Below are 24,812 nucleotides of genomic sequence, written 5' to 3' on the forward strand. Positions count from 1 at the left end.
TTTATTAGTCTTCTTCGCTAATTTCTAACGCCATTTCCCAGTTACGAATAAAACGCTTTTGCTTGGCATAATCACGTCCTACCAATAATTGCTGATCTAATTCGATGATGCCAGTTGGTCCAGGCGCATTTACTACGTAAGGATCATTTGGATTATTCATATCAGGCTGAATTGGGAACAACAAACCTTGGGTTTGCATCATTTTTTGCGCCTGATCTGACAACAAAAAATCTAGAAAGATACCCGCATCTTCTACGTTTGGCGCACCTTTAGGAATTAAAGCCGCACGCATTAACATGAGCGTATAATCTTTCGGTAGTATCATTTTCAATCTATCATCTTCTTGGGCTCTTTGTGATGCATAAGAACCCAGCAAGTTATAACCCAGCACCAACTTACCTGAAGCAACATCGTCAATAATGTCATGAGTACAACAATAGGTTTGCACATCATGACTGCCAAAAGCTTCTAACAAACGCCCCCATGTCACATCGGCTTGGCGTGCATCTTGGCTTGCCAATAAATAACCAACGCCACTTTGACGAATATCATAAGTGCCAATCCGTTTGGTCATCGCTTTTTCATTTTGACGAATGGTTTGCAACAATGACTGGCGATCTTCAGGTAAATCACCGGGAAAGGCTTTTTTATTCACCAGCATAACAATCGGTTCAAGGGAAAACGCAAAAAGCTGATTTCGCCATTTGAAGTTACTAGGCAAACGATCAGTGAAACTCGACTGATAGGTTTGCGCATAACCATCGTTTACTAATTTAAGATGTAGGTCCATGGCGCTGCTAATGACCAAGCTGGCCTCTGGCTTTTTTTGCTCCTTGATAGTGAGATAATACAGTTCAAGTGTATTCACATCACGATAGGCCACACGAACATCAGGGTGTAGTTCAACAAATTTTTTCAAAATAGGTTCAAACGACGCTAAATCCATAGCAGAATTAATGATTAAAATACGTTGCGCATTTTCATTACCAAACCAGACTGGCTCAGTCGCCCACAGCTTTGTCGTATTCAAACTAACAACTACAGCAAGCCAGAAAAAAACCTGTTTCATACCGTATCCTCATTAAATCTAAGCTTGGCAAAATCAACTTGAAAGGTTGTGCCTTTTGGCTCTGTATCCAATATTTGAATCCTTGCCGAATGGTGATCCACAATGTCTTTCACCATCGCCAGACCAACACCACTACCAGCAATGTCATAACGCCCACGATAGAAACGTTCGAACACACGCTCTTTTTCTATATCAGGAATACCAACGCCATAATCAATCACCTTAATACGATAGAAGCGTTCAAACTCGCTTACCTGAACAATAATTTCTGTGCCGCGCTCCACATCTGCTCGGCTATAACGAACCGCGTTTTCAATGAGATTTTGCATCATTTGCTGAATAGAAAAGGCATCGCCTAAAATCATCGTTTCTTTTAAGTCACAATCAAGAGAAAGCAGAACCCCTTGATGAAGCGCTGCTACAGCCTGCTCCCGACAAGATGCGGTAATGGGCGCTAGCAAATCAATCGGCTCCAATCGGTGCGTCTGTAAGCGATGAGAAACGACCGCTTGATTAAGCAACAAGGTTACTGTTTGGCTTAAGGTATCGCATTGTTTAACGATGTTTTCCAAGGCCTGATGCTGCCTTTCTGGTGAGGTGTTATCTCGTGCATTTTCTGCCAGCGCCCTCAGACTCGCCAATGGTGTACGCAACTGATGAGCAGCATCCGCCGTATAATTTTCCAACTGTTCAAGGTTGCTCTGTAGTCGCTCCATAAAATGGTTGATGGCAACTTTTAGATGGTGAGTTTCCTTTGGCGTATTTATATCAATTGGTGTGAGGTCACCCATGGCGCGCTCTTCTAACGCTCGCTCAATCCGATGCAAAGGCCTTAAGACAAGATGACTACCAATGATAATTAAGGTTATAGCGACCAAGGCAATAAACACCACTACTTCGACCGCTTTTTGTGTCACCGCAGATGCCATTTCTTCTCTTGATAATCGAGTCTGACCTAAAATAATACGAACAGTTTGCGCTGTTTCTGGGTCGGTAATATGGCGCTGCACCCAGGCAAAGCGCACCATTTCACCAGAATACTCTTGGTTATAAAATTGTATTTGATCTAAAACAGGAGGTTGAGGTGGCTGGCTATCTAGATCTTGGTAACCGGTAATAAAACCTTGTTCCAAGCTCTCAACTTTATAAAAAACACGATCTTCTTCCGCTTGCGCCAAAGTGGCAAATGCAGACCATGGAATATCGATGCTGACTTCATTACGCATCAAGCCGACGTTTTCGTCCATTTGCAGTAAAGCACTTCGCAATAAACGGTCGTAGGATAAATCGGCGAGCTTTTGACTATAATCAAAAATCAGATTAATCGCTAAACCAGCGATAATCCCGATAACCAAAACACCCGCGAGAATAAAGCGAAAACGCAGCGATGGCGCGTTTTCTAAGGCCTTCTTTTCCTCATCTTCACTGAGAGCTCGATGGTTTGGCGATTTCTGCCACATAACCAATTCCTCTTAGGGTACTAATGACTAAATCACCCTGACCCATTTTCTTCCTTAAACGCCCTACATACAGCTCAATCGCGTTAGGACCCGGTGTTTCATTGAAGTTAAATAAATGGTCGGTAATTTCGTCTTTACTTAATACGCGGCCTAAATGGCCAAGGAATATTTCCAGCAAGCGAAACTCTCGATTGGTGATAACTGTGAGTTCGCCATCAATAAATACCTGACGACTGTCGCGGTTTACCACTATATTACCGTGTTCTGTAACATTGGTAGCGTAGCCCTGTTTGCGGCGCAATAAAGCCCTACAACGAGCTTCTAGCTCACCAAAATCGAATGGTTTCGTTAAATAATCATCGGCTCCGGCATCGAGCAATCGTATACGATCTTCTATCTGATCCCGAGCGGTTAAAATTAACACTGGCGTGTCGTCATCGCGCTGGCGCAGTTTCTGTAGCAATTGTAATCCAGATAAGCCGGGCAAATTAAGATCTAGCAATATCAAATCTACAGACTGATACTTCAATAACTCATCCGCACGTTTACCATCCCCGATTAAATCAACGCCATGCCCTAGGCTTGTTAATCGTTCACAGATCGCTTGCCCTAAGACCTGAGTATCCTCTACCACCAGAATTCGCATAACCATTAGCCATTGTGTTTTTTATTATAAAAACAACAAAATTCGAGCAACATACGCTACTCGAATTTTGTTATTACAGAGCCTCTAGTATTACAGGGCTTAAACGTCTTTAACAGCTTCTTTTGATTTAGACATTTTAGCGCGAACAATCGGGCCTACAATCATAGGTAGAATCAAACCTAGTATCGCAACAGTCCACAAACCAATACTCAAACCGCTATTGAAAAGCACCGTCCAATCACCATCAGATAGTACTAATGCATGACGAAGACTCTTCTCCATTTCTGGCCCAAGCAACATACCCAAAATAATCGGTACTAGTGGAATATCAATTTTACGGAAGATATAACCCAATACACCGAAGCCAATCATAAAGTACAAGTCCAATGCACTATGGCTAACGGAATAAATACCTACAGACGCGATCAAGGTAACAACCGGCATCAAATATTTAGGTGGAATGCTCAACAACTTAACGAAGATGCCTACCATTGGAATGTTTAGCAGTAACAATACAAAGTTACCAACAAACATCGCCGCAATGACACCCCAAACAAGATCCGCATTTTGTTGGAATAACATTGGACCAGGAGAGATGTTTAAAGAAATCAACATCGCTAATAACACAGCTGTTGTACCACTACCTGGAACACCAAGAGTTAACATTGGCACAAGTGCACCGGATGCCGCGCCGTTATTACCGGCTTCAGGAGCCGCAACACCACGAGGATCACCTTTACCAAATTCGCCTTTATCCGATACGCGTTTTTCCAAAGTGTAACTAATAAAGCTACCCAAAGAAGCACCCGCACCTGGTAATACACCAGCAATGAAACCAAGTACCGCGCCACGGAAAGAAGCAGGAAGCACTTTGATAATGTCTTTTGCTGATAGTTTCAGCTTGTTAATCGCAACTTGTTTTAAGCCATCACCAGCGTGACGCTCTAAGAAGAACAACAATTCACTGATCGCAAACAAACCAACGATTGCGATAATGAAATCAACACCTTCGAACAATTCAAGTGTATTAAAGGTAAAACGCTGCACGCCAGTTGAAATATCGATACCAACCGTAGCAATCATTAAACCTATCGCCGCTGCCATCATGGTTTTAAACTGGTTTTTACCAGTAATACCACCCAAGGTCGCAAAGGCTAAAGCGAACAATGCAAAGTATTCAGATGGACCAAATCTCAGTGCGAATTTCGCTAAGATTGGCGCAAGAATAACCAGACCGATTGTCGCAATAAAGCTACCGATAAAAGAGGCAATTGCAGAGATAGCCAAGGCTTCAGCTGCTTTGCCTTTTAGCGCCATTGGATAACCATCTAAACAGGTCATCATAGCTGGCTCGTCACCTGGAATGTTCAACAGGATAGACGAAATACGACCGCCGTACATGGCACCCGCATAAACAGACGTTAACAAGATAAGAGAAGAGGTTGGCGACAAACCTAAGCTAAACGCCAATGGAATCAAGATAGCAACACCATTTGCAGGGCCAAGACCCGGTAATGCGCCAATCAAGGTACCCAAAATGGCACCAATAACCGCAAACATAATACTTTCAGGCGTTAACGCAACCGCAAAGCCTTGCATTAATAAGCTCATAGTATCCATATTAAAACTCCAATAGACCTAGAGGCAGTGCTAATTCAAGCACATTATTGAAAAGGAAAAAGATAACTACAGAGCTTGTCACACCAGTGATAATACTCTTAGCAATGCTTGCCCCCATACGCCAACTTAAAAAGCTCACAACCAATGCCGCAGCAGGCATAAAACCAATCGGTTCAATTGCCCATGCAAAAGCAAGCATAGAAAGAACCACAACACTAAGCTCAATCAACATGGCCGCTGGCGCCCATTTCTCGTCTTGGTCAGGACGAACAATCATATAAATCGAACTAATACCTAAAATGATGGCTAGCATGATAGGAAAAGTTTCAGGACCGACACTTTCCTGTCCGCCAAAAGGAATGGGGAATTGCGTTGCTTCCCAGCCGTAACCTACGGCAAGAATAAGCATTAGCATGCCAAACACACGATCGTTAATACGCATGTCTCTGCTCCATGTTAATAAATCAAAGGGTGAAAAATAGTCGAAAACAGGAGGAGCACTGTATCAGAACAGATGCCCCCTCCAAAAAGCGGTCTGAGGTTATTTAATTAGACCGATGTCTTGCGATAAGATTTTAATGTCTAGAGTTTGGTTTTTTACGAATTGAGTAAAGTCAGCACCAGACTTGTGGAATGGCATCAAACCATTTTTAGTCATGACGTCTTTCCATTCTTGAGTTGTGTACAACTCATCCATGGTTTTTACCCACCAATCGTAAGATTCTGCACTTGCATTACCTGGTACGTAAAATCCGCGCCAGTTTGGAGCGACAGAATCAATACCCTGCTCCATTGCTGTAGGAATAGAGTCATATGGCGCTGGTAAACGTTCTTCAGAAAGAACTGCTAGAACGCGTAAGTCACCAGAATCCATGAAACCTTTCACTTCAGAGATGTCACCAGTGAATGCATCTACGTGACCGCCCACAACTTGAACCAAAGCTTCAGAACCACCGCTGTATGCTAGGTAACGAACTTTTGGCAAGTTCTCAACGTTTGCTTTTTGCGCAGTCATCAATACTTTTAAATGATCCCAACCACCAGATGCACTACCACCAGCGAATTTAACCGCACTTGGGTCTTTCTTAAGCGCATCAAGAACCTGAGTCAAAGAAGTATATTTGGAATCTTTACCAACAGCGATAATGCCGTAGTCAGCACCTAATGTACCAACCCATTTAACTTGGTCAGCATTCATGCCTGGGAATTGGCCTTGAGCAAGGCGTGTTGTTGTAGCTGTACTAGCAGCAACAATAAGGTTTTCGTCTGTATCACGTTTACTAATCGTATGAGCAAAAGCTACACCGCCACCAGCACCCGTCATGTTAACTGTCTGAACGTTACCTTTAAAGTAACCTTGATCAACTAATACTTTACCAACGCTACGGCAAGTAAAGTCCCATCCACCACCTGGGTTCGCTGGGGCAATACATTCACCACTGCGAGCTGGTTCGAAGGCGTAAGCCTGTCCAGCCATGGTTAGTGCTACTGCACTTGAAATTAGAACAGACTTCAAAGAAATGGTATTAAGCATGGTTATCTCCTGCTTGTTATTTTTTTTGTTGTTAGCTAATCAAGCTCTTAAAATAGGTATTTCAATTGACTTGAGTAAACAAACCTTACCTCTCAAACCTGTCACCACCCTGTCATAGATCAATATTTCTTACTTATTTGCGATAAAAAACGTATTTTTGACAAGGCAAGTCACGCATTTTTGACAATGTCATTAAGCCTTAACCAAGATAAAATCTTGTTTAATCAGACTAGATCAGGATTTAGGAAACGACAAGATGACAGCACATTCTCCACAAGCCACACTCATTGGAAGTATCGCTATTCTGCTCTGGAGTAGCCTTGCGCTTTTTACCACTCAAGCCAACCTCGTGCCACCACTCTTGTTGCTCACAGTTACTTTTGGTGTAGCAAGTTTATTGTTTTTTATCGTTTATTTAATCAAAGGCGAACTAAAGTCGTCGTGGTCAAAAACACCGACTAGCGCCATTGCCATGGGTGGGCTTGGATTTTATTTCTATCACTTCTGCTACTTTTATGCGTTTCAGCATGCACCACCAGTGGAAGCGGGACTTATCGCTTATCTCTGGCCTTTGTTGATTGTCTTAATGGCAGGCATGACCAAGGGAAACTCTCTGTCATGGACACATTTGGTGGGCGCTGTTATTGCTTTTATCGGCACAGGTATCATGCTGCAAGCGAGGGAATCGGCAAGCTTGATAGAAACAAATACGAATTATAATTGGACAGGTTACGCCGCGGCATTTGCCTGCGCGTTTATTTGGTCAAGCTATTCGGTAGCGAATCGACGCTTCCAAACCGTTCCTTCTAGCGCGGTACTTTGGTATTGCCTAGTCACCGCACTATTAGCGGGCGCTTCACATATTATGATCGAAGCCGAAAATGGGAAACTTTCGCTAGACTTTCCCGCAAGCACTTGGATTGCAATTTTAGGGCTTGGATTTGGGCCTGTTGGCATCGCATTTTTCTGTTGGGACTTTGGCGTAAAAAAAGGCAATCTATCATTGCTTGGTGTGTTGTCTTACACAGCACCTGCCCTATCGACTGCTTGGCTTGGGCTTTTTACCGATGCTCAATTAACCACAGGGCAAATCATCGCTTGCCTATTAATTACCGCTGGGGCGCTGTTTGCCAGCTTAATGCCGAATAAAAAAATGCCCTCAGCTTATGAAGCAGAAGGCATTTAATTCAATATAAAAAACATCTAGTTTAAAACTTCATTTAAAAAGTAAGGCGCTTCAACAAAAAAGCGCCTTACTTCATTTTAGTCTTTAAGCCACTTGATAAAGCGTGCGTGGCACACTTTGCAGGTACGATTCCATTTCAGCCATACCGTTTGGCTGATCAACTTTCACACCCAAGTCACGCATAGTGCTGCCAAAGGCATGCAAGGTACGGAACAAGTTGTGCTCACGGCACTGCTCGCCCATTTGACCAATACGAACGATTGGTTGGCCAAATGAACCAGCAATCTCAACTCTGTACATTTCCGAAATATGTCGGCAAATCTGCCCTGCTGTTAGACCTTCAGGAATATTAATACCAACCACAGAGTTTAAACGCGACGCTGGCGGAATAAATAACTCTAATCCCATTCCTTCAATGCCCGCTTGCAACGCTTTAGAACAACGTAGATGACGAGCAAAACGATTTTCTAATGTCTCATCACACACCAATTTCAATGCTTCATGTAACGCCATGATGCCTGAAACAGGCGCCGTATAATGATAACCATCGTTGTGCCAAAAATTCTCAGCTAACTGTGCATCAAAACACCATTGAGCCGTTGGCTTGGTACGACTCTTAACTGCCGCCCATGCTTCATTAGAAAACACCAAAAGCGATACACCCGGAATAGATGACAAGCCTTTTTGCCCACCTGTGATAACTACGTCTACTTGCCACGCATCCATCTTCAGCGGCATAGTACTTAACGTACAAACTGCATCTACAACCACCAAACAACCATAAGATTTAGCGATCTTGGTGATTTCCTCTAATGAATGGTTAAACACAGTATTCGATGTTTCACCTTGCACCAGCGTTAATACTTTTGGACGTGTTTCTTCGATGGCTTTACGAACACGCTCTGGATTCGCCGCTTCATGAACTCCAACGTGCAACTCATGAACATCGGCGCCAATACGCGTCGCCATTTCCGCCATACGATGACTAAAGAAGCCATTGTTAATACATAAAATACGCTCGCCCGGTTGCAACAAATTGGCCACTGCCATTTCCATTGCGGCTGACGCTGGCCCTGCTACGCCAAGTACCCATTTAGACTCTGTTTGAAACACATAACGCGCCATTGTTTTAACTTGCCCAATAACCTGCGCCATCACACTACCAAGGTGGTTAATCACCACAGAATTGGCCTTGGCGACACGCTCAGGAATAGGAACAGGGCCCGCTCCCATCATTAACAAAGGTTCGTGAGGAAGAATTTCGTCTAAAGATTTCACCTGGGGACGAGGAATGCCCATTGGCGATGAAGCAGTCATTTTATGCAGCCTATGTTAGTTATAATTAAAAAAAGTGGTCAATGTTGAAAAAAACATCTCTAGGGTAAAAAGCATATATTTACACTTTTACAGTAGAAAATATCGTGATTTGCATTTTAACAAAATAATATTTTGAAATAGTACAATATCCCTTTAAGAAATGAGAGACAGCAAAATGAAAAGAGTGTAATAAACCACAAGCTTTCACTTTCGCCTTAGATCTGACTGGTTTCCATTTCAACAAGCAGTATTTTTTACTCTGCGAAATACCTATTAACTGTGCGATAATGCGCGAAATTCCCTATTCAGGACCTCGTTATGATTACTTGTGGTATCGAAATTAAAGGCAGCGAAGTGATTCTTTGCCTTCTGTCTAAACAAGACGGATTGTTTCAAATCGCCGATTGTCGCCAAACTCGACACACACTTAACAACCCAAACGACAGCGAAAGCGTACGTAAATTTCAGTTCATGCTGAAAAAATTGTTTGAAGATTACAAAGTGAAAAGAGCCGTTATTCGTGAACGCCCAACAAAAGGCAAATTCGCTGGCGGCGCGGTAGGTTTTAAAATTGAAGCGGCTATCCAATTGATTAATACGGTTGAAGTCGATTTGTTCAGCGGCGCAAAAACCAAAGACATCTTGCAACACAACCCAATGCCGATTCCATTCAAAGCAACAGGCTTGCGTGCATTCCAAGAAGGCGCGTTCACCGTGGCTTATGCTGCACTTTCAGAACACATTCCTGAAGTGTAAGTAGTTAGATATCGCAATAAAAAAACGGACGTCATGGATGATGTCCGTTTTTTTGTGCCTGAATTATTTTCCACTTTCATCGGCCTTAGTGAAAAGCGCTTTAAACAACGCCTCTGATTTCGCCAGCCCCTCCTCGGTCAATATCACCGATTTAGATTTGCCAACTGGATTATGAATATAACCTTTCTCATGCAATCTATTGGTTATACACCAATCAACCTGTTTCCATGCATGTCCCAAATCATCATGCAAAGTAAGGTAAAAAAGAGCGAGCGCTGCATCATCGATTTTGTCTTCATCTATATCCACAGTGTTCTCCTTATTAAATAGAGTGCTAAAACACTATGCTAACTGAACACGCCCTTCAAGCACCTTATCTGAGCAATGACTCATCATTTAAACATACGATTAGTAGCTTCATATTGAATGATTAGCGGTAAATGCAAAACAATACATTGATATAACTAGTTTTCAGGCGTGGGTGGCTTGGTAAATGGTCATTATAGAGATTCAGGAAAGGGCCAAACAGGTGGTACACGTAGTAAGCAGCTTTGTTAATTTAGTGACCCTAAATTCGATCTCCTGCTTTTTTAGCAATATGAATCGCCAATATCAAGCTGTTGTTCCACAGCCTCTGCCATCTTTGATGATCTATAACGCCGCAAGCAAGGGTGACAAAAGCGAAGCGGCGGTTTTGGCATCCCTCTGGCTGGCTTTGTTATAGCTGCGGATCAACTGGAACATATTCTCGAACAACCTGGAATTCTGTATTTGGTTGATACAAAGCCGACTTAGTAACACTTACTCTAGGAATTGCTCTACCTGCGTAGGTTTTCAACATATTTTCTATCCAGAGAGGGGCACGAGGGTCGATTTCTATTGCCTCAATAAATTCTGCTATATCTATTGGCAAGTTGATATGACTTCTCTCGTGATAGTCATTTCCATCAAGGATGTCTTGAGGATGAACAATAAACCTGACCTCTTCTTCGTGTGAGAATGAATCTCTTTTGTACTTGACTGTTTGGTAGCGACTTTTATCATCACTTAATAGATCGAACATTTCTTTCCAGTGTGAAAAGTAAACAACCTTCTCAACACCTAGAGCTCTCGCATTTAAGATAGAATTTAACTTTCCTATCTTGGTTTGTATTTTTACACCAGATAAATTTGGAGAGTAAATCCTCCACATAGCGTCAGATTCAATTTTTTGAGTCCAGCACTGGCCAAAGAAATACCTATCAGCTCCATATTGGGGATCTTCCAGCCCATCCTTCGTTTTTAACTTATAACGAGATAACTCATTTTCCCAAGGATCTTCCCAGTTCGAAACCTTTGTAAAAGTAAGCATTTGGGTTTCAATTAGGTTTATGAAAGCCTCGAATGAAAAATATCTACATACTTTGACATTCTCACTAAGCCCATCACCGATAAATAAATACATTCTGGACTCCGCACTCATACTTAGTCGCTATAACGCGAAAACGAAGCGGCGCGTCTCACGCGTCCGCCTTACGTGACTTGTTATATTTCAATTGATTACCTCCACGATAGTACCGGTTCTGCCTCGACTTTTCTGACCTTTTATTGGCGGGTATGAATCGTGTAGATAACCCTCAAATTCGGAATACTTTTCCACAAAAATAGCACCGAACAGAAGTCGCTTTCCTTGTATCTCCTCAATGCTTCGGAGATCGGCATTTCCTGTAGATTGATGATTTTGAACATGCGCCTTCAACCTGCTTACTGGGGCGATATCCTTTCCCCAATACACAGGATAAAGATTGGGAAAGCCTTTAATTGGCTTTAAATCCTTTCGAGGGGGCGTTTTTGATTCAACTAACACGCCATAGACAGCACCTGTAGATTGCCTTATCGAACGAGGCTCATTTTCAAGAAACAATTCGCCGAATATCGCAGATTCAGTCTTGAATCCCTCTGATGTAGCTTCTTCTACTAAAAAATTTACAACTTCATTTGTCATGACTGACCTTGGAATATAACAATTAAGGGTTACACAGCAGCGTAGCTGCGGCTATAACCCACTGTTGAACGGCTGCGTTGTCTATATAGGGGATTTGCTTTTTTCATGGTGGGACGTCCCTGTTAAATAACTCGCTTAATACCAACGTCTGTCTGGACTATGCCGCTTCAGGTCGTCTTTGATCGCCGCTATGTTGGTTATTTATTTGCTCTTTTGTAGCGCGATTTGACTCGTGAGGCAAGCGATTCCATCAGGCCTTCTGACCTGATCTGTTTTTATACCCTGATCTCACCAAGTGCTAACGCTAACTGCCATTGTCACATGGCAGCATGATGCGAAGCCACTTTGTCACTTTACTCTCAGAGACATCGCCAAGATACACAACTGTACGCTCTCCACAAGCAGGGCATGAGCAACTCAATTCAGCTACCTTTTCAATATCATCATTGGTTTGCTGCTCGTACTTGTCTAATTGCTTATCTACCCACTTTTTTACTTTTGTTCTTATCGCATTCAATATAAATAGTGATCTACATCCAAAAGAAAGCTTCGCTTTCGCGGCAGATCACGCTGCGCTCATCGTGCCCTACAGAGTGACTTGGGATTCAAGGTATTTTGTTGATTGACGTGGAGCAAGGCGAACACTAAAAGCGAGGTCAAACGACAGTGTCGAGCGGTGGTGTTTGGTTTGCTCGCATCTCCAGCGGAAATCAGGGTCAAAGCTCCGAAGTAATAACCCCTCCCTAGCCCTCCCCTTGAAAAACATAACGGGGAAATGTTTACGTTATCGGACTAAAACAACGATCAATTTTCAAACATAAACCTGTCGATTATGGCGCATTGAGATAAAAACGCACCAAAACTAGGCGTTTTTAGATGTTCGTTTTCTTGCGAGAATAACGAGTAACACACCACCCAAGACACTTAACGTGGCTATGACGAGGTGTAAAGTTATGGATTCATTGGCAAAAACTACGCCTCCTATTGTGGCAATGATAGGAACCAGTAGCTGTAACACGGCAGCCATGGAAGCACTAAGATAAGGCAGGACGGCGTACCAGATGGCGTAGCCTAATCCAGACATGATCGCGCCCGAGGTGACGGCTAAGATAATACCTTCAGGCTGGGCGATCTGTGATTGCTCGGTATTGAGATGAATAACAAGCAAGGCAATCAATAACATGGGAATGGTTCGAACAAAGTTAGATGTGGTGGCAAATAAAGGCTTAGTCGAGATTTTACCTCGCCATGTGTACAAGCCCCACGCCACGCCTGCTAGCGTCATTAAGACAAAGCCAAGCAAAGAGGGAGACGACAAAGTAGGAAGCACTAAATAGACAAAACCAGCAAAGGCTATCGCCAGCCCTAACCATTCCAACCAAACCAGCTTTTGCCCTGCCCACACTGCGAATAAGATCAAGGTTAGTTGTACGGCACCAAACAGTATCAAGGCGCCCATTCCGGTCGATAATGTCACGTAGGCGTAGGAAAAGCCCAAGGCATAAATAAAGAGCGCAAAGGCCGATAACCAGCTGCCTTCTAACCACGCTATTTTCAAATCATTGTGCTGATGTTTAAGAGATTGAAAAGCACTCAGTAACACCAAGGTAGCGGCTCCGCTAAGCAAGCGCCACGTGGTGAATTGAGCCGGATCGATAAGTCCATCGTTAAGCGCCAGACGACACAAAACAGAGTTTGCCGCGAACGCCAACAAAGCCAGAATCACAAAGACACATAAACGTAGCAAACTTGTCATCAATTTGTTCAACAGCCTAGTTAATCTTAGGCATGTACCTCATAAGGAAAAAGCCACTTTTACGCACTGGCACCAGATTTGCAAGTCTCATACTAACGTCCACCAGCGGTATTTTGATGGACCCAAAAAGGAATCGACATGACAACGCTTTTAATTTTTACCGATTTGGATGGCACATTACTCGATCATCACACATACAGTTTCAAACCTGCACTGGCGGCCTTACAGTCGCTGAAGACTTTTTCTATTCCTTGCGTCATCAACACCAGCAAGACATTTGTTGAGCTTGTGTCTCTTAGACAAGAGCTCAACCACCAAGACGCTTTTATCGTGGAAAACGGCTCTGCTGTTTATATCCCTAAGAATTTAGCCCTCTCTATAGACGAAACTTTAGAGGACTGCGGTGAGTATTGGCGCAAGTCATTCGGCCCAAGACGCGACGAACTAATCGAACTCACCAATGATAAACAAGAGCAATACACCTTCAGACGCTTCAGTGAGATGACATGGCAAGAACTGGTTTCTATCACTGGCTTGAGTGAAGAAAACGCCAAGCAAGCCATGCAACGAGAATTTACCGAGCCTATGGTTTGGACCGATTCTAACCTTGCTCTTAATGCATTACGCGACGACCTTGCACCATTTGGCGTGCAAATTCAGAAAGGCGGTCGCTTCGCTCATCTGATGGGCGAGCACTGTGACAAAGCAAACGCCATGTTATGGCTCAAAGAATTGTATGAACAACAAAGCGACGAAGACGTTACTACCATGGCATTAGGCGATGGTGAAAACGACATAGGTATGCTGAGCAAGGCTGACATTCCAGTCGTAATTCGCTCACCTGTTCATGCGCCACCAGAAATCCCAAATCGTTGCGATGCTTGGCTTAGCGACGCGTATGGACCCGAAGGCTGGGCACAAGCAATCAACAAAGTTTTGATTCAACAAGGCATTTTGTAACGGCACTTTTTAACGACAGAAAGAGAAGACACTACTAACAGTTATTATAAAAATATCAGGAGAACAACTATGGGCGACTTTCATCAAAACGGTATCATCACCACACTTCACAACTTGGCGCACCGCCCGTTAGAAGAAATGGAAAAAGAGCTGTGTGAGTTTGCTAAAACACGCCCAATGTCTCTTATCCTTCCTTGTCTGTATTCCGAGCTGGAAACTGACGCCATGCCGAATATTCTTAAGCATTTACAGCAAGTTCCTTACTTGTCTGAAATTGTTATTGGCTTAGACCGAGCAACAGAAGAGCAATACCGACACGCATTAGAGTTTTTCAGCGTGTTACCGCAAAACGTTAAAGTACTTTGGAATGACGGCCCTCGCCTACGAGAAATCGACAGCGTCTTAAAAGGCGAACATCTTTCGCCATCCGATCCGGGCAAAGGCCGCAATGTTTGGTTTTGCATGGGTTACAACCTAGCCGCTGGTAAAGCGGAATCTATCGCCATGCACGATTGCGATATCGTCACTTATGACAGAGAACTGCTGGCTCGTCTTATTTATCCGGTTGCCAATCCAAACTTTAACTACGAATTCTGTAAAGGCTTTTATGCTCGTGCCGCCAATGGAAAAATGAATGGCCGCGTGAGCCGTTTATTGGTCACGCCATTATTATGCTCGCTTAAAAAAGTCTTTGGGCATTTGGATTACTTAGATTACTTAGACAGCTATCGCTATCCTCTGGCAGGTGAGTTTTCTTTTCGCCGCGATGTAATGACCGATTTGCGCATCCCGAGTGACTGGGGATTGGAGATTGGTGTACTAAGTGAAATGTACCGTAACTACTCTACCAACCGTTTGTGTCAGGTGGATATCGCTGACATTTATGATCACAAACACCAAGACTTGTCTGCCGATAATGACGATGGTGGTCTGTCTAAAATGTCCATCGACATTACTAAAGCTATTTTCAGAAAGCTGGCGACTAACGGCACTATTTTCAACCAAGAAACTTTCCGTACGATCAAAGCCACCTATTATCGTGTCGCTCTAGATTTCATTGAGACTTACCGCAACGATGCTGAAATTAATGGTCTAAAATTAGATGTTCATACAGAAGAGCAAGCTGTCGAATTGTTCGCTAGCAACATCATGAAAGCTGGTAACCAATATCTAGACAACCCAATGGAAACTCCTTTCATACCTAGCTGGAACCGTGTTGTGAGTGCTTTCCCTGGCGTGATGAATCAACTGGCTCAAGCCGTTGAATTGGATATGGCCCAATACGGTCCTAAAAAACAATAGAGACTCTAAATAAAAGATCGGTCAAAAAAGAACTGACCCTTAAAGTAATCTTTTTGCTAAGTTGAACGTTACTACGTTGCTTTTCAATCACTAAAAAGACAGGTAGGTAAACATGGAAAATGCTCCTTTGTCGCATCTAGAACAGCGCTTAATCGCTCATTTGCAAGTCATTTACCCAAGCTTGGACAATAAGGATTTGGCGGCAAAGTGTTTAGCCACATTTAATCTAGATCCGTCAACTGAGTCTCCTCGTCCTCATAGAAATCTATGGGAGCAATCAGACATTATGCTGATTACCTATGCAGACACCTTGCGCAGAAAAGAAGAAGCGCCGTTGGAAACCCTGCACAAATTTGTAAAAAGCAAATTGTCTGATTGTATCTCCGCTGTTCACCTACTGCCGTTTTTTCCTTATAGCTCGGACGATGGCTTTAGTGTGATGGATTACACAACCGTCAATCCATCCTGCGGACGCTGGGCTGATGTCGTGAATCTTTCGAAAGATTTTAAAGTAATGGGCGATTTGGTGATCAACCATTGCTCAAGCCGAAGCATGTGGTTTGAAAATTACAAAGCTGGCGTTGAGCCGGGCGCGAGTTTCTTTTATGAAGCCGATCCAAATGCAGATTTAAGTGCTGTGGTTCGCCCTAGAACATCGCCATTATTACGAGAAATACAAACTAAAAACGGCGAAAAACACGTTTGGTGTACTTTTAGTCACGATCAGATCGATTTGAACTTTGAAAATCCAGTCGTTCTATTAGAGTTCCTGCGCATTATTCGTTTGTATCTAGAAAAAGGCATTCGCTGGTTTCGCTTAGATGCCGTGGCGTTTCTGTGGAAGATCCCAGGTACCTCTTGCATCAATTTGCCACAAACCCACGAAATCATTCGTTTATTACGCTTAATGATTGAGCATTACGCGCCAGATTCCGTGATCATCACTGAAACCAACATACCCAATCAGGAAAATTTAACCTACTTTGGTAATGCCAACGAAGCTCATTTAATTTACAACTTCTCTTTACCGCCGTTGCTCATCAATAGCTTGGTGACCGGAAACAGTAGCCATTTAAAACAATGGTTAATGAGCATGACACCGGCTCAGCAAGGTACAACCTATTTAAATTTCCTTGCTTCCCATGATGGTATTGGCTTGCGCCCAACGGAAGGCTTACTTTCGGAGTGGGAACTGGAAACGCTGATCAATACTATGAAGCGCTTTGGCGGCAAAATAAGCTCACGCACTACGCCGCAAGGCGAAGCCAAGCCTTATGAAATCAATATCAGCCTATGGAATGCCTTATCAGGATCAGCACTACACGGCCCAGATAAATGGCAGTTTGCTCGCTTCCTTTGCGCCGCTGGTGTAATGATGGCACTTGAAGGCGTACCCGCTTTTTATATTCATAGTTTATTTGGCACAGAAAACGATTTAGAGCGCGTAGACAATACCGGCCAATTTCGCTCAATAAACCGTCATATTTGGGACATGGAAGATTTGGATCATGTATTAAACACACCAACCCATCATCAGAAAGTATTCCAAAGCGTAACGAAATTAATTCAAATACGTCGAGCACAGCCAGCTTTTCACCCAAATGCAACTCAGTACGTGCTGCACATGGGTGAAAACCTCTTTGCCTTCTGGCGTCAAAGCCTAGACAGAAGACAAAGCTTGTTTGCTGTTTATAATATGACAGACCAACCGCAAAATTTTAACTTGTCTGAACTTAACCTAATAGCCACCGATGACTGGACAGATTTAGTATCAGAACAAGTATACGAAGACCATTTAGGCAAAGTCACTTTAATGCCCTATCAGTTCGTTTGGCTTGCTAACAAGAAAAGTAAGCTCAAAAGCAGTTAGTTTTCGTTTCATGTTTAGCAACACACCGTACTAGGTTATAGCCGCAAAACCTGCCAATAAAAATGAGACAATGATAACCATTATCAGCCATTGATAATGGTTATTTTTATTTCAAGCTCTTTTTATTTAAGACATAGGTAATTGTGAACATGATGAATTTAAGAAAAATCCTAGCCATCGGAACATTGGTCGCCTTCAGCCAGCTATCCACTGCAGAAACGCAATTGCCTAAAGCTGCGATTTTTGACCTTGGCAGTTTAGATACCATTGCCGCTCTAGATTTAGAAAGCTACGTGGTTGGAGTACCTAAACAAGTACTTCCAGACTACCTTAAGCAATTTAATGATGCTCGGTACACTGATGTGGGCGGTTTAAAAACACCAGATCTAGAAGCAATCAAAACTCTCAACCCAGATCTTATTGTGATCACAGGTCGCCAAGCAGGCCAAAAGAGCGCCCTAGAGGCTATAGGTAAAGTTCAACAAGTTGAAGCTTTTGGTGACAACTACTGGGAAAGCTTCAGTGCAAACGTCACCTCAATCGCGACTTTATTTAACGCCAAAAACGCTGCGGATACAGCGCTTGCGGAATTAAACACAGACATCGAATCGACAAAAGCGGACATTAAAGACAATCCGACTATTCTGGTTGTGACGCATAACAATGGTTCTTTCGGATTACGAGATGAACCTATAGCAACTCAGTTATTAGGCTTAGATGCATCAAAAGTTCCGTCTCATGTAACGCCACAAAAACGCGGCACTCGTACATTTACATCACTTAGCGTGAACAATATTGCAGAGATGAAACCAACGACTTTATTTATCGTTGACCGTAGCGCTGCGATTGGCGACACCAAGAACACTCTAGATATTGCAGAATTAAAAGTAGAGCTAGCAGCACAAGATGCTGGCACCATCAAAGTCGCCTATTTATCGCCTAAGCTTTGGTACTTATCAGGTAATGGCTTACAAAGTCTTAGAATGCAAGTGAAAGAAATTGCAGACGCTCTTTAAGTCCTAGAACTGCTTTAAAATGGCGCCTAAAACAAAAAAACTCGCTGAAATCCATCAGCGAGTTTTTTTATACTTCCAGTATTCAACTATTTATTAATGGCTTACCGTTTTAGAAAATACATTAATCACCACCACACCGGCGACAATCAAAGACATTCCAATACAAGCCGCCAAATCCAGCTTTTCACTGTTAAACAGATAGCCAAATACCGAAATCAAGACGATACCTAATCCAGACCAAATCGCGTAAGTCACGCCCGTTGGCATAGAGCGCATAACTATAGTTAGCAAGTAAAAAGCCACGGCATAACCGACAACCAATACAATGCTTGGGCCTAATTTAGTGAAGGAGTCTGATGCCTTTAAAGCCGTCGTAGCAATGACTTCAGCTAAGATAGCGAGAAACAAAATAAAATACGTCATACGCCCTTCCCTACATTAAAAATTTTACGGTAACGACTAGCTGGTGGTTTTTTCTGGTTTAACACTGTCTGATTTAACATCTTCTAGATCAATGTCTTCCGCTAAAAAGCCACCAGTTTGATGCGCCCAAAGCGATGCATAAATACCAGCGTGCTGAATCAATTCTTCATGACTGCCCTGCTCAACGATGTTGCCTTTATCCAATACAATCAAACGATCCATGGCAGCAATTGTCGACAAGCGGTGAGCAATAGCGATAACGGTTTTGCCTTGCATCAGTTTGTACAAACTCTCTTGAATCGCAGCTTCTACTTCAGAGTCCAATGCAGATGTTGCTTCATCTAGAATCAGCAAAGGCGCATCTTTTAACAAGACTCGCGCAATGGCAATACGTTGACGCTGACCACCGGAAAGCTTGATACCACGCTCACCGACCATGGCATCGTAACCTGCATTACCAAACGGATCGGTTAAGTCTTGAATAAAGTCATGAGCTTCTGCTTGCTTAGCTGCAGCAATCATCTCTTCTTCCGTTGCATCAGGACGACCGTAGAGCAAGTTCTCGCGAACCGTTCTGTGCAGTAAAGACGTGTCCTGAGTCACCATACCAATTTGACCACGCAACGAATCTTGCTGAACAGCGCTGATGTCTTGTCCGTCAATTCGAATTTGACCTGATTCAATGTCATGGAAACGCATCAATAAATTAACAATCGTTGACTTACCGGCACCAGAGCGACCGACAAGACCGACTTTTTCACCGGCTTTTATAGACAAGACAAGGTTCTCAATGACCTTACTGTCTTGCTTACCATAGTGAAAATTGACCGCATCGTATTCAATAAGACCATGTGGAACTGAAAGCGCTGGCGCGTTTGGCTTGTCTTCTATCTCGATAGGTCGAGACAGTGTTTTCATGCCATCGTTAACCATGCCGATGTTTTCAAATAGCGCACTGATTTCCCACATAATCCATTGGGACATACCGTTTAGCCTAAGCGCCAAACTCACCGCAATAGCAATTGCACCAACACTAATAATGCTGCCAGTCCATAACCAAATAGACAAAGCCGCTACAGAAAATGCCAACACATAGTTACAAGTTTGCACACCTACACTAAGCATAGTGACCAAGCGCATTTGCTTGTAAACCGTCTGCAAGAAACCATCCATGCCGTCTTTTGCATAATCCGCTTCACGCTGATGATGAGAAAAAAGCTTAACGGTTGAAATATTGCTGTAGCTGTCGACGACTCGCCCAGTCATAGTGGAGCGTGCATCGGCTTGTTCTGCTGAGATTTTTTTCAATTTAGGAACAAAATACATTTGCAGCAATACATAGCAAACCAACCAACCTAACATTGGGATCATCAAGCGATAGTCTGCTTTAGCAATCAACACCACCATAGAGATAAAATACACACCGATGTAAACCAAGACATCAAGCAGCTTCATCACGGTTTCACGAACCGCAAGTGAGGTTTGCATTACCTTAGTAGATATACGCCCAGCAAACTCATCCTGAAAAAACGACATACTTTGACGCAAAATATAATGATGAGACAGCCAACGAATCCGCATTGGGTAATTACCCAAAAGCGTCTGATGAATAATCGCCGAATGAAAAAAAGTTACTAATGGCATCGCCACCAGAATCATCAAAGACATCATTAATAAGTGCGTACTTTCCTCAGCAAAAAAGGTGTCTGGATTCTTATTAATCAACCAATCTACCAACTGCCCCATAAAGCTGAATAAGGTCACTTCTAAAATGGCGATGGCAGCCGTTAAAATAGACATCAACAGCAGCGGAAGCTCCACTCCTCTTGAGTAGTAACGACAAAAAGCAAACAGCGTTTTTGGTGCTTGCACAGCTTCTATATCGGGATAAGCTGGCACCCATTTTTCAAAAAAACGTAACATGATCTTCCTTATCGAACTTTAAAATAGACACTATCAAGAAAAACATAGCGAAAATAAGTGTCGTACTGGACAAAAAACTTCCTGTCCATTAAAAATAGAGGCGAAATTGAACCACGTTCCATAAATGAAAACCAGAAAAGATAGTCTTTCTGAATTGTAGCCTATTGGGTTTTACTCAGTACTTGCACAATTAAACTAAACGACGAAGTGTAAACCTATTATAATTATCACCCTACTACTGGTTTATGATTTCTACTCGGTAAAACCGACTAACCTACTATTTAAGTTGAAGCATGAAACTCACATTTCCTATTATTTTAGTACTCGGTCTTTTATCTGGGCTTACACCGTTGGCGATTGATGCTTACTTGCCCAGTATTCCAACGATTTCTAAAAGCCTAAATACAGACATAGGCCTCATCCAGATGACGCTAAGCATCTATTTGCTGGTGTTCGCTTTTCTACAGATTCTTTTTGGCCCTATTTCTGATGCAATTGGCCGACGCAAAGTCGTCGTCGGTGGTTTGGTTGTTTTTGCCATTGGCAGCTTTATCTGTGCCTTGACCCAAAGCTATGAAATGCTAATGACTGGGCGCGCAATTCAAGCCTTGGGCGGTGCGGCTGTTGCTGTGTGCGTTCCGGCCTTAGTCAAAGATGGTATGTCGATCAATCAATTTGCCAAAGCCATGTCGATGATCATGCTAGTAATGGCATTAGCACCTTTAGCGGCACCTATTATCGGTGGCGCCATTCTCATTATTTTAAATTGGCACTACATCTTCGTTATGCTGGGCATCTTAGCCATTATCGCCATCGTGTTATTTCTTCGTACCATCCCAGAGACCTTGCCGGTTGAAAAGCGCACGCCCTTCTCATTTGGCAATGCGATTAGAAACTATATTACCTTGATCAAAAACCGCTCTGTGATGGGTTATATCGGAGCTTCTGCCTTTTACTTTGCAGGTATGATGAGTTTTATCACTGGCTGCTCCTTTGTGTATATTGAAATATATGACGTTGATCCTGCTAATTTTGGTTTCTTAGTTGGCTTGAACGTCATTTCTATGATGCTAGCCTCAACCATTAATGGTCGTTATGTTGAAAAGCTTGGTACCGAAGTTCTCTCTAAGTACGCAATTTATATTCCCCTAACAGCCTCAGCGTTAATGATTGTCTTAAGCTTTTTTAGTCATCCACCACTTTGGCTGATTATTATTTCCAGCATGCTATTTATGGGGCCAATGGGCATATTAGGTAGTGGGTTTATGGCGGGCGCTTTGAAGCATGCAGGCAGCCATAATGGCAGTGTGACTGCATTAGCAGGAACATCACGGTTTGCCTTTGGCGCCTTAGGCGGCGCTGTGATCAGTATCCTTCACAATGGCACTTTTGTTCCAATGCTTGGCACCATTGCCGCTTGTGGCATAATTGCTTTTATTTGCTTCAAGGTTACGGTTCGATATGCCGAGCCAACTACTGAGCATTAATCTTTTGAAATAACGTAATAATGTCAAAAAAATAAATTTTATATATCAAACGGAGTCCCAATGCTAAGTACTCAAACGCTCATAGAAAAAATCAAGAGCACACCTGAGCAAGTACAATTTAAAGAAGTGATTGATGTGATTGAGCGTGAATACGATTTCACGCCTGCTGCGTTTTCTAATGGCAAGCAGACCAATGGCATTAATGAAAACAATGGTTCTTGTAAGATTTTTTCTTTCGGATCTATTCACCAACTAACAGAAGTCGAAACCCTAAATTTATTTGGTGATTTTTACCGTGTCGATGTTTTAGAAAATCCTGAAGCGACAGATCACCAAAACATTCGCCAATTCATTGACAATGGCTGGAGTGGTATTACTTTCACTGCAACGGCTCTCGTTCCAAAAAATTAATCTAAAAACGCCGCAACAATACTCTTTAGTGTAAGTTGCGGCTTTTATGGCCAAGCTTTCCATCTAAGGATTTTAATTTTACTAACTTGTAGATTTCATGAACATTGACTTAAAGCCAACCATTTTGAAACATTCCGCTTAAACATAAAAAAACACCATAGAATAGTAGCTATAGTGTTTTCATGGTTTGCTTAAACAAGTTTTATTTGAGCAAAATTAATAACCTGTCGTTAATGCACTTGGTGTTCTAGGGTCAGATGAACCATAGAAACCTTGCTCTGTATGCATAATCGATTGTGTACTACCCATCGCTGATTTTTCAATGACATTTTGACCTTTTGCTTCTAGCAAACTTTTCGTGTCCTGATTCAAGCCTTTCTCTACACGCAGTTCATCTGGCAACCATTGATGATGTACACGAATAGCGTTCGTTGCCTCTGCAATATTCATTTTATGATCGATGACATTCATGATGATTTGCAGTGTCGTGGTGATAATGCGGCTACCGCCAGGACTTCCTGTTGCCATCACAGGTTCCCCATCTTTGAAGACCAAAGTAGGACTCATTGACGATAATGGGCGCTTTTTACCTTCAACGGCGTTTGCATCGCCACCAATTAATCCATAACCATTTGCAACTCCTGGCTTGGCAGAAAAATCATCCATTTCATTATTCAATAATATGCCTGTTCCACTCGCAACCATTCCCGTGCCATAAGAGAAATTCAAGGTATACGTATTAGAAATCATGTTACCTGAATTATCCATGACAGAAAAATGCGTCGTCTGATCGCTTTCATAAGGCATTGGCTGACCATGCTTAATATCACTTGCAGGACGGGCTTTATCTTTCGATATTTGATTAAATAAACCGTTAGCGTAGTCTTTATTGATTAAACCCGCAGTTGGCACCTTGATGAAGTCAGGATCACCTAAATACTCAGCTCGATCGGCATAAGCCAATTTCATCGCTTCCGCCATAACATGAATACTTGCTGCAGAGTTATGCCCCATTTCAGAGATTGGATAGTTTTCTAAAATATTTAGAATTTCAATAATATGAATTCCACCTGACGAAGGCGGTGGCATAGATGCGATCGTGTAGCCACGATAATTACCTACAACAGGTTCGCGAATAACAACTTTATAATTGGCTAAATCTTCTTCTGTAATTAAACCACCAGCGTCTGTAACTGCTTTAGCAATCGCTTTTGCAGTTACGCCTTTATAAAATCCATCAATGCCTTTATCAGCGATAAGTTTCAGTGAATTTGCCAGATCCTTTTGAACAAGAAGTTCACCAACTTGATAATCTTCGTTGCCATTATCTTTAAAGAAAATAGGCTTACTGCTGTCCCATTTCTGCAAACGGGCTTTAGCATTTTGTAAAGAAGTATATAAATCAGGTGTTACTATGATGCCTTTTTCCGCCAGTTCAATCGCAGGGGCCATCACGGTTTTAAGATCCATCGTGCCATAATTTTCTAATGCTGCAACTAAGCCTGCAACCGTTCCGGGGACGCCAACGGCAAGGCCATGAAAACGAGATAGCTCTTCAACTGCATTGCCATCCTTGTCTAAATACATATCTTTATAAGCCTTAACAGGCGCCATTTCTCGATAATCAAGTGCTATGGTTTTCTTACTTTTGGCATCATAAATCATCATGAAACCACCGCCACCAATATTACCCGCACGCGGCAGAGTAACAGCTAAAGCAAAACCGACAGCGACACCAGCATCGACGGCATTACCGCCTTGTTTTAAAATATCAACTCCCACAGTAGATGCAATCGCCTCTTGGCTTGCCACCATGCCATTTTTAGCCCAAGTCGGATGATGAATGCTATCACTTGAATAGATGGCAGATGTTTGGGCAAAAGCCCAACTAGCCGTTAAAAAACAGGAAACAAAAAGTATTATTTTAGATTTATATTTGTACATAATTAACCTCTTATTATTAGTATAGATATATGGCGTGCCCGCCAAGTATTCTAATGCCATCTTGATTATTTTTTTACAATCAACACATCATCAATGTTGTCGCTTAATTTACTAAGCGACAACAAATTTATAACGCCCAGTCGGAATA

At 42.6% G+C, this 24,812-nt stretch carries 22 protein-coding genes and 1 pseudogene; 8 read left to right on the top strand and 15 right to left on the bottom strand.

The annotated features are described in order from the left end of the window. Nucleotides 1–4 precede the first annotated feature (4 nt). The 6 genes from BUA59_RS19735 to BUA59_RS19760 all read right to left on the bottom strand — a co-directional run bounded on the left by BUA59_RS19735 (nt 5) and on the right by BUA59_RS19760 (nt 6,329). Nucleotides 5–1,069, bottom strand: a complete 1,065-nt coding sequence (locus BUA59_RS19735; RefSeq protein ID WP_072841419.1) for an ABC transporter substrate-binding protein — start codon at nt 1,067–1,069, stop codon at nt 5–7. Further along, nucleotides 1,066–2,529 carry a sensor histidine kinase gene (locus tag BUA59_RS19740; RefSeq protein ID WP_072841421.1) on the bottom strand — a complete coding sequence of 488 codons (1,464 nt, stop codon included), beginning with the start codon at nt 2,527–2,529 and terminating at the stop codon, nt 1,066–1,068. The genes BUA59_RS19735 and BUA59_RS19740 overlap by 4 nt, the downstream gene beginning before the upstream one ends. Continuing rightward, nucleotides 2,492–3,175 carry a response regulator transcription factor gene (locus BUA59_RS19745; RefSeq protein WP_072841423.1) on the bottom strand — a complete coding sequence of 228 codons (684 nt, stop codon included), beginning with the start codon at nt 3,173–3,175 and terminating at the stop codon, nt 2,492–2,494. The genes BUA59_RS19740 and BUA59_RS19745 overlap by 38 nt, the downstream gene beginning before the upstream one ends. A 99-nt stretch (nt 3,176–3,274) precedes the next feature. Further along, on the bottom strand, nt 3,275–4,795 hold the full coding sequence (locus tag BUA59_RS19750) for a tripartite tricarboxylate transporter permease (protein ID WP_072841425.1): 1,521 nt from the start codon (nt 4,793–4,795) through the stop codon (nt 3,275–3,277). Nucleotide 4,796: 1 nt separating this feature from the next. Then, nucleotides 4,797–5,237, bottom strand: a complete 441-nt coding sequence (locus tag BUA59_RS19755; RefSeq protein ID WP_072841427.1) for a tripartite tricarboxylate transporter TctB family protein — start codon at nt 5,235–5,237, stop codon at nt 4,797–4,799. 99 nt (nt 5,238–5,336) lie between these two features. After that, complete coding sequence (locus tag BUA59_RS19760; protein ID WP_072841429.1) at nt 5,337–6,329, bottom strand: Bug family tripartite tricarboxylate transporter substrate binding protein; 993 nt, start codon at nt 6,327–6,329, stop codon at nt 5,337–5,339. A gap of 256 nt (nt 6,330–6,585) precedes the next feature. Between BUA59_RS19760 and yddG the strand changes: the two genes are divergently transcribed. After that, nucleotides 6,586–7,515, top strand: coding sequence for an aromatic amino acid exporter YddG (gene yddG, locus BUA59_RS19765; protein ID WP_072841430.1), 930 nt, complete (start codon nt 6,586–6,588; stop codon nt 7,513–7,515). A gap of 84 nt (nt 7,516–7,599) precedes the next feature. Here the strand turns inward: yddG and BUA59_RS19770 are convergent, their stop codons facing one another. Beyond that, a complete protein-coding gene (locus BUA59_RS19770) occupies nt 7,600–8,832 on the bottom strand; it encodes a pyridoxal-phosphate-dependent aminotransferase family protein (RefSeq protein WP_072841431.1) in 1,233 nt (410 codons plus the stop codon). A gap of 318 nt (nt 8,833–9,150) precedes the next feature. On the opposite strand from BUA59_RS19770, the gene BUA59_RS19775 reads away from it, so the two are divergent. After that, a complete protein-coding gene (locus BUA59_RS19775; RefSeq protein ID WP_072841433.1) occupies nt 9,151–9,588 on the top strand; it encodes a DUF3010 family protein in 438 nt (145 codons plus the stop codon). Between the two features lie 63 nt (nt 9,589–9,651). Here BUA59_RS19775 and BUA59_RS19780 read toward each other — a convergent pair whose 3' ends face one another. The 5 genes and pseudogenes from BUA59_RS19780 to BUA59_RS19805 form a co-directional block, all read right to left on the bottom strand. Next, nucleotides 9,652–9,897 carry a DUF6429 family protein gene (locus BUA59_RS19780; protein WP_072841435.1) on the bottom strand — a complete coding sequence of 82 codons (246 nt, stop codon included), beginning with the start codon at nt 9,895–9,897 and terminating at the stop codon, nt 9,652–9,654. Between the two features lie 409 nt (nt 9,898–10,306). Continuing rightward, nucleotides 10,307–11,032, bottom strand: coding sequence for a DUF2971 domain-containing protein (locus BUA59_RS19790; protein ID WP_072841489.1), 726 nt, complete (start codon nt 11,030–11,032; stop codon nt 10,307–10,309). Between the two features lie 87 nt (nt 11,033–11,119). Next, nucleotides 11,120–11,572, bottom strand: a complete 453-nt coding sequence (locus tag BUA59_RS19795) for a hypothetical protein (protein WP_217653758.1) — start codon at nt 11,570–11,572, stop codon at nt 11,120–11,122. Nucleotides 11,573–11,876: 304 nt separating this feature from the next. Next, a pseudogene (locus tag BUA59_RS24355) lies at nt 11,877–12,086 on the bottom strand (IS91 family transposase); the annotation flags it as partial. Nucleotides 12,087–12,434: 348 nt separating this feature from the next. Further along, nucleotides 12,435–13,328, bottom strand: coding sequence for a DMT family transporter (locus BUA59_RS19805; RefSeq protein ID WP_084122580.1), 894 nt, complete (start codon nt 13,326–13,328; stop codon nt 12,435–12,437). Between the two features lie 138 nt (nt 13,329–13,466). Between BUA59_RS19805 and BUA59_RS19810 the strand changes: the two genes are divergently transcribed. From BUA59_RS19810 to BUA59_RS19825, 4 genes are all read left to right on the top strand, one after another. After that, nucleotides 13,467–14,288, top strand: a complete 822-nt coding sequence (locus BUA59_RS19810; RefSeq protein ID WP_072841441.1) for an HAD-IIB family hydrolase — start codon at nt 13,467–13,469, stop codon at nt 14,286–14,288. Nucleotides 14,289–14,357: 69 nt separating this feature from the next. Then, nucleotides 14,358–15,590 (top strand): glycosyltransferase family protein, encoded by a 1,233-nt coding sequence (locus BUA59_RS19815; protein ID WP_072841443.1) that lies wholly within the window; start codon nt 14,358–14,360, stop codon nt 15,588–15,590. Nucleotides 15,591–15,702: 112 nt separating this feature from the next. Then, nucleotides 15,703–17,460: an alpha-amylase family glycosyl hydrolase gene (locus BUA59_RS19820; RefSeq protein WP_072841445.1), complete on the top strand. Its 1,758-nt coding sequence runs from the start codon at nt 15,703–15,705 to the stop codon at nt 17,458–17,460. A 149-nt stretch (nt 17,461–17,609) separates the two neighbouring features. Further along, nucleotides 17,610–18,476, top strand: coding sequence for an ABC transporter substrate-binding protein (locus BUA59_RS19825; protein WP_072841447.1), 867 nt, complete (start codon nt 17,610–17,612; stop codon nt 18,474–18,476). A 93-nt stretch (nt 18,477–18,569) separates the two neighbouring features. Here BUA59_RS19825 and BUA59_RS19830 read toward each other — a convergent pair whose 3' ends face one another. Then, nucleotides 18,570–18,899 carry a DMT family transporter gene (locus BUA59_RS19830; protein ID WP_072841449.1) on the bottom strand — a complete coding sequence of 110 codons (330 nt, stop codon included), beginning with the start codon at nt 18,897–18,899 and terminating at the stop codon, nt 18,570–18,572. Nucleotides 18,900–18,935: 36 nt separating this feature from the next. Beyond that, a complete protein-coding gene (locus BUA59_RS19835; protein WP_072841451.1) occupies nt 18,936–20,822 on the bottom strand; it encodes an ABC transporter ATP-binding protein in 1,887 nt (628 codons plus the stop codon). A gap of 293 nt (nt 20,823–21,115) precedes the next feature. Between BUA59_RS19835 and BUA59_RS19840 the strand changes: the two genes are divergently transcribed. Then, on the top strand, nt 21,116–22,309 hold the full coding sequence (locus BUA59_RS19840; RefSeq protein WP_072841453.1) for a Bcr/CflA family multidrug efflux MFS transporter: 1,194 nt from the start codon (nt 21,116–21,118) through the stop codon (nt 22,307–22,309). Nucleotides 22,310–22,369: 60 nt separating this feature from the next. Further along, nucleotides 22,370–22,720 carry a HopJ type III effector protein gene (locus BUA59_RS19845; RefSeq protein WP_072841455.1) on the top strand — a complete coding sequence of 117 codons (351 nt, stop codon included), beginning with the start codon at nt 22,370–22,372 and terminating at the stop codon, nt 22,718–22,720. Between the two features lie 216 nt (nt 22,721–22,936). Here BUA59_RS19845 and ggt read toward each other — a convergent pair whose 3' ends face one another. Next, nucleotides 22,937–24,664, bottom strand: coding sequence for a gamma-glutamyltransferase (gene ggt / locus BUA59_RS19850; RefSeq protein ID WP_072841457.1), 1,728 nt, complete (start codon nt 24,662–24,664; stop codon nt 22,937–22,939). Nucleotides 24,665–24,812 lie beyond the last annotated feature (148 nt).

This window comes from Marinomonas polaris DSM 16579, assembly GCF_900129155.1.
GTDB classification, from domain to species: Bacteria; Pseudomonadota; Gammaproteobacteria; order Pseudomonadales; family Marinomonadaceae; genus Marinomonas; species Marinomonas polaris.

Bases quoted from the DNA above. Each gene is read 5' to 3' on its own strand.
- BUA59_RS19825 (WP_072841447.1), top strand. From the start codon at position 17,610: ATGATGAATTTAAGAAAAATCCTAGCCATCGGAACATTGGTCGCCTTC.
- BUA59_RS19815 (WP_072841443.1), top strand. From the start codon at position 14,358: ATGGGCGACTTTCATCAAAACGGTATCATCACCACACTTCACAACTTG.
- BUA59_RS19840 (WP_072841453.1), top strand. From the start codon at position 21,116: ATGAAACTCACATTTCCTATTATTTTAGTACTCGGTCTTTTATCTGGG.
- BUA59_RS19845 (WP_072841455.1), top strand. From the start codon at position 22,370: ATGCTAAGTACTCAAACGCTCATAGAAAAAATCAAGAGCACACCTGAG.
- BUA59_RS19750 (WP_072841425.1), bottom strand. From the start codon at position 4,795: ATGGATACTATGAGCTTATTAATGCAAGGCTTTGCGGTTGCGTTAACG.
- BUA59_RS19835 (WP_072841451.1), bottom strand. From the start codon at position 20,822: ATGTTACGTTTTTTTGAAAAATGGGTGCCAGCTTATCCCGATATAGAA.
- ggt (WP_072841457.1), bottom strand. From the start codon at position 24,664: ATGTACAAATATAAATCTAAAATAATACTTTTTGTTTCCTGTTTTTTA.
- yddG (WP_072841430.1), top strand. From the start codon at position 6,586: ATGACAGCACATTCTCCACAAGCCACACTCATTGGAAGTATCGCTATT.
- BUA59_RS19790 (WP_072841489.1), bottom strand. From the start codon at position 11,032: ATGTATTTATTTATCGGTGATGGGCTTAGTGAGAATGTCAAAGTATGT.
- BUA59_RS19805 (WP_084122580.1), bottom strand. From the start codon at position 13,328: ATGACAAGTTTGCTACGTTTATGTGTCTTTGTGATTCTGGCTTTGTTG.
- BUA59_RS19740 (WP_072841421.1), bottom strand. From the start codon at position 2,529: ATGTGGCAGAAATCGCCAAACCATCGAGCTCTCAGTGAAGATGAGGAA.
- BUA59_RS19745 (WP_072841423.1), bottom strand. From the start codon at position 3,175: ATGCGAATTCTGGTGGTAGAGGATACTCAGGTCTTAGGGCAAGCGATC.
- BUA59_RS19760 (WP_072841429.1), bottom strand. From the start codon at position 6,329: ATGCTTAATACCATTTCTTTGAAGTCTGTTCTAATTTCAAGTGCAGTA.
- BUA59_RS19820 (WP_072841445.1), top strand. From the start codon at position 15,703: ATGGAAAATGCTCCTTTGTCGCATCTAGAACAGCGCTTAATCGCTCAT.
- BUA59_RS19735 (WP_072841419.1), bottom strand. From the start codon at position 1,069: ATGAAACAGGTTTTTTTCTGGCTTGCTGTAGTTGTTAGTTTGAATACG.
- BUA59_RS19830 (WP_072841449.1), bottom strand. From the start codon at position 18,899: ATGACGTATTTTATTTTGTTTCTCGCTATCTTAGCTGAAGTCATTGCT.
- BUA59_RS19810 (WP_072841441.1), top strand. From the start codon at position 13,467: ATGACAACGCTTTTAATTTTTACCGATTTGGATGGCACATTACTCGAT.
- BUA59_RS19795 (WP_217653758.1), bottom strand. From the start codon at position 11,572: ATGACAAATGAAGTTGTAAATTTTTTAGTAGAAGAAGCTACATCAGAG.
- BUA59_RS19770 (WP_072841431.1), bottom strand. From the start codon at position 8,832: ATGACTGCTTCATCGCCAATGGGCATTCCTCGTCCCCAGGTGAAATCT.
- BUA59_RS19775 (WP_072841433.1), top strand. From the start codon at position 9,151: ATGATTACTTGTGGTATCGAAATTAAAGGCAGCGAAGTGATTCTTTGC.
- BUA59_RS19755 (WP_072841427.1), bottom strand. From the start codon at position 5,237: ATGCGTATTAACGATCGTGTGTTTGGCATGCTAATGCTTATTCTTGCC.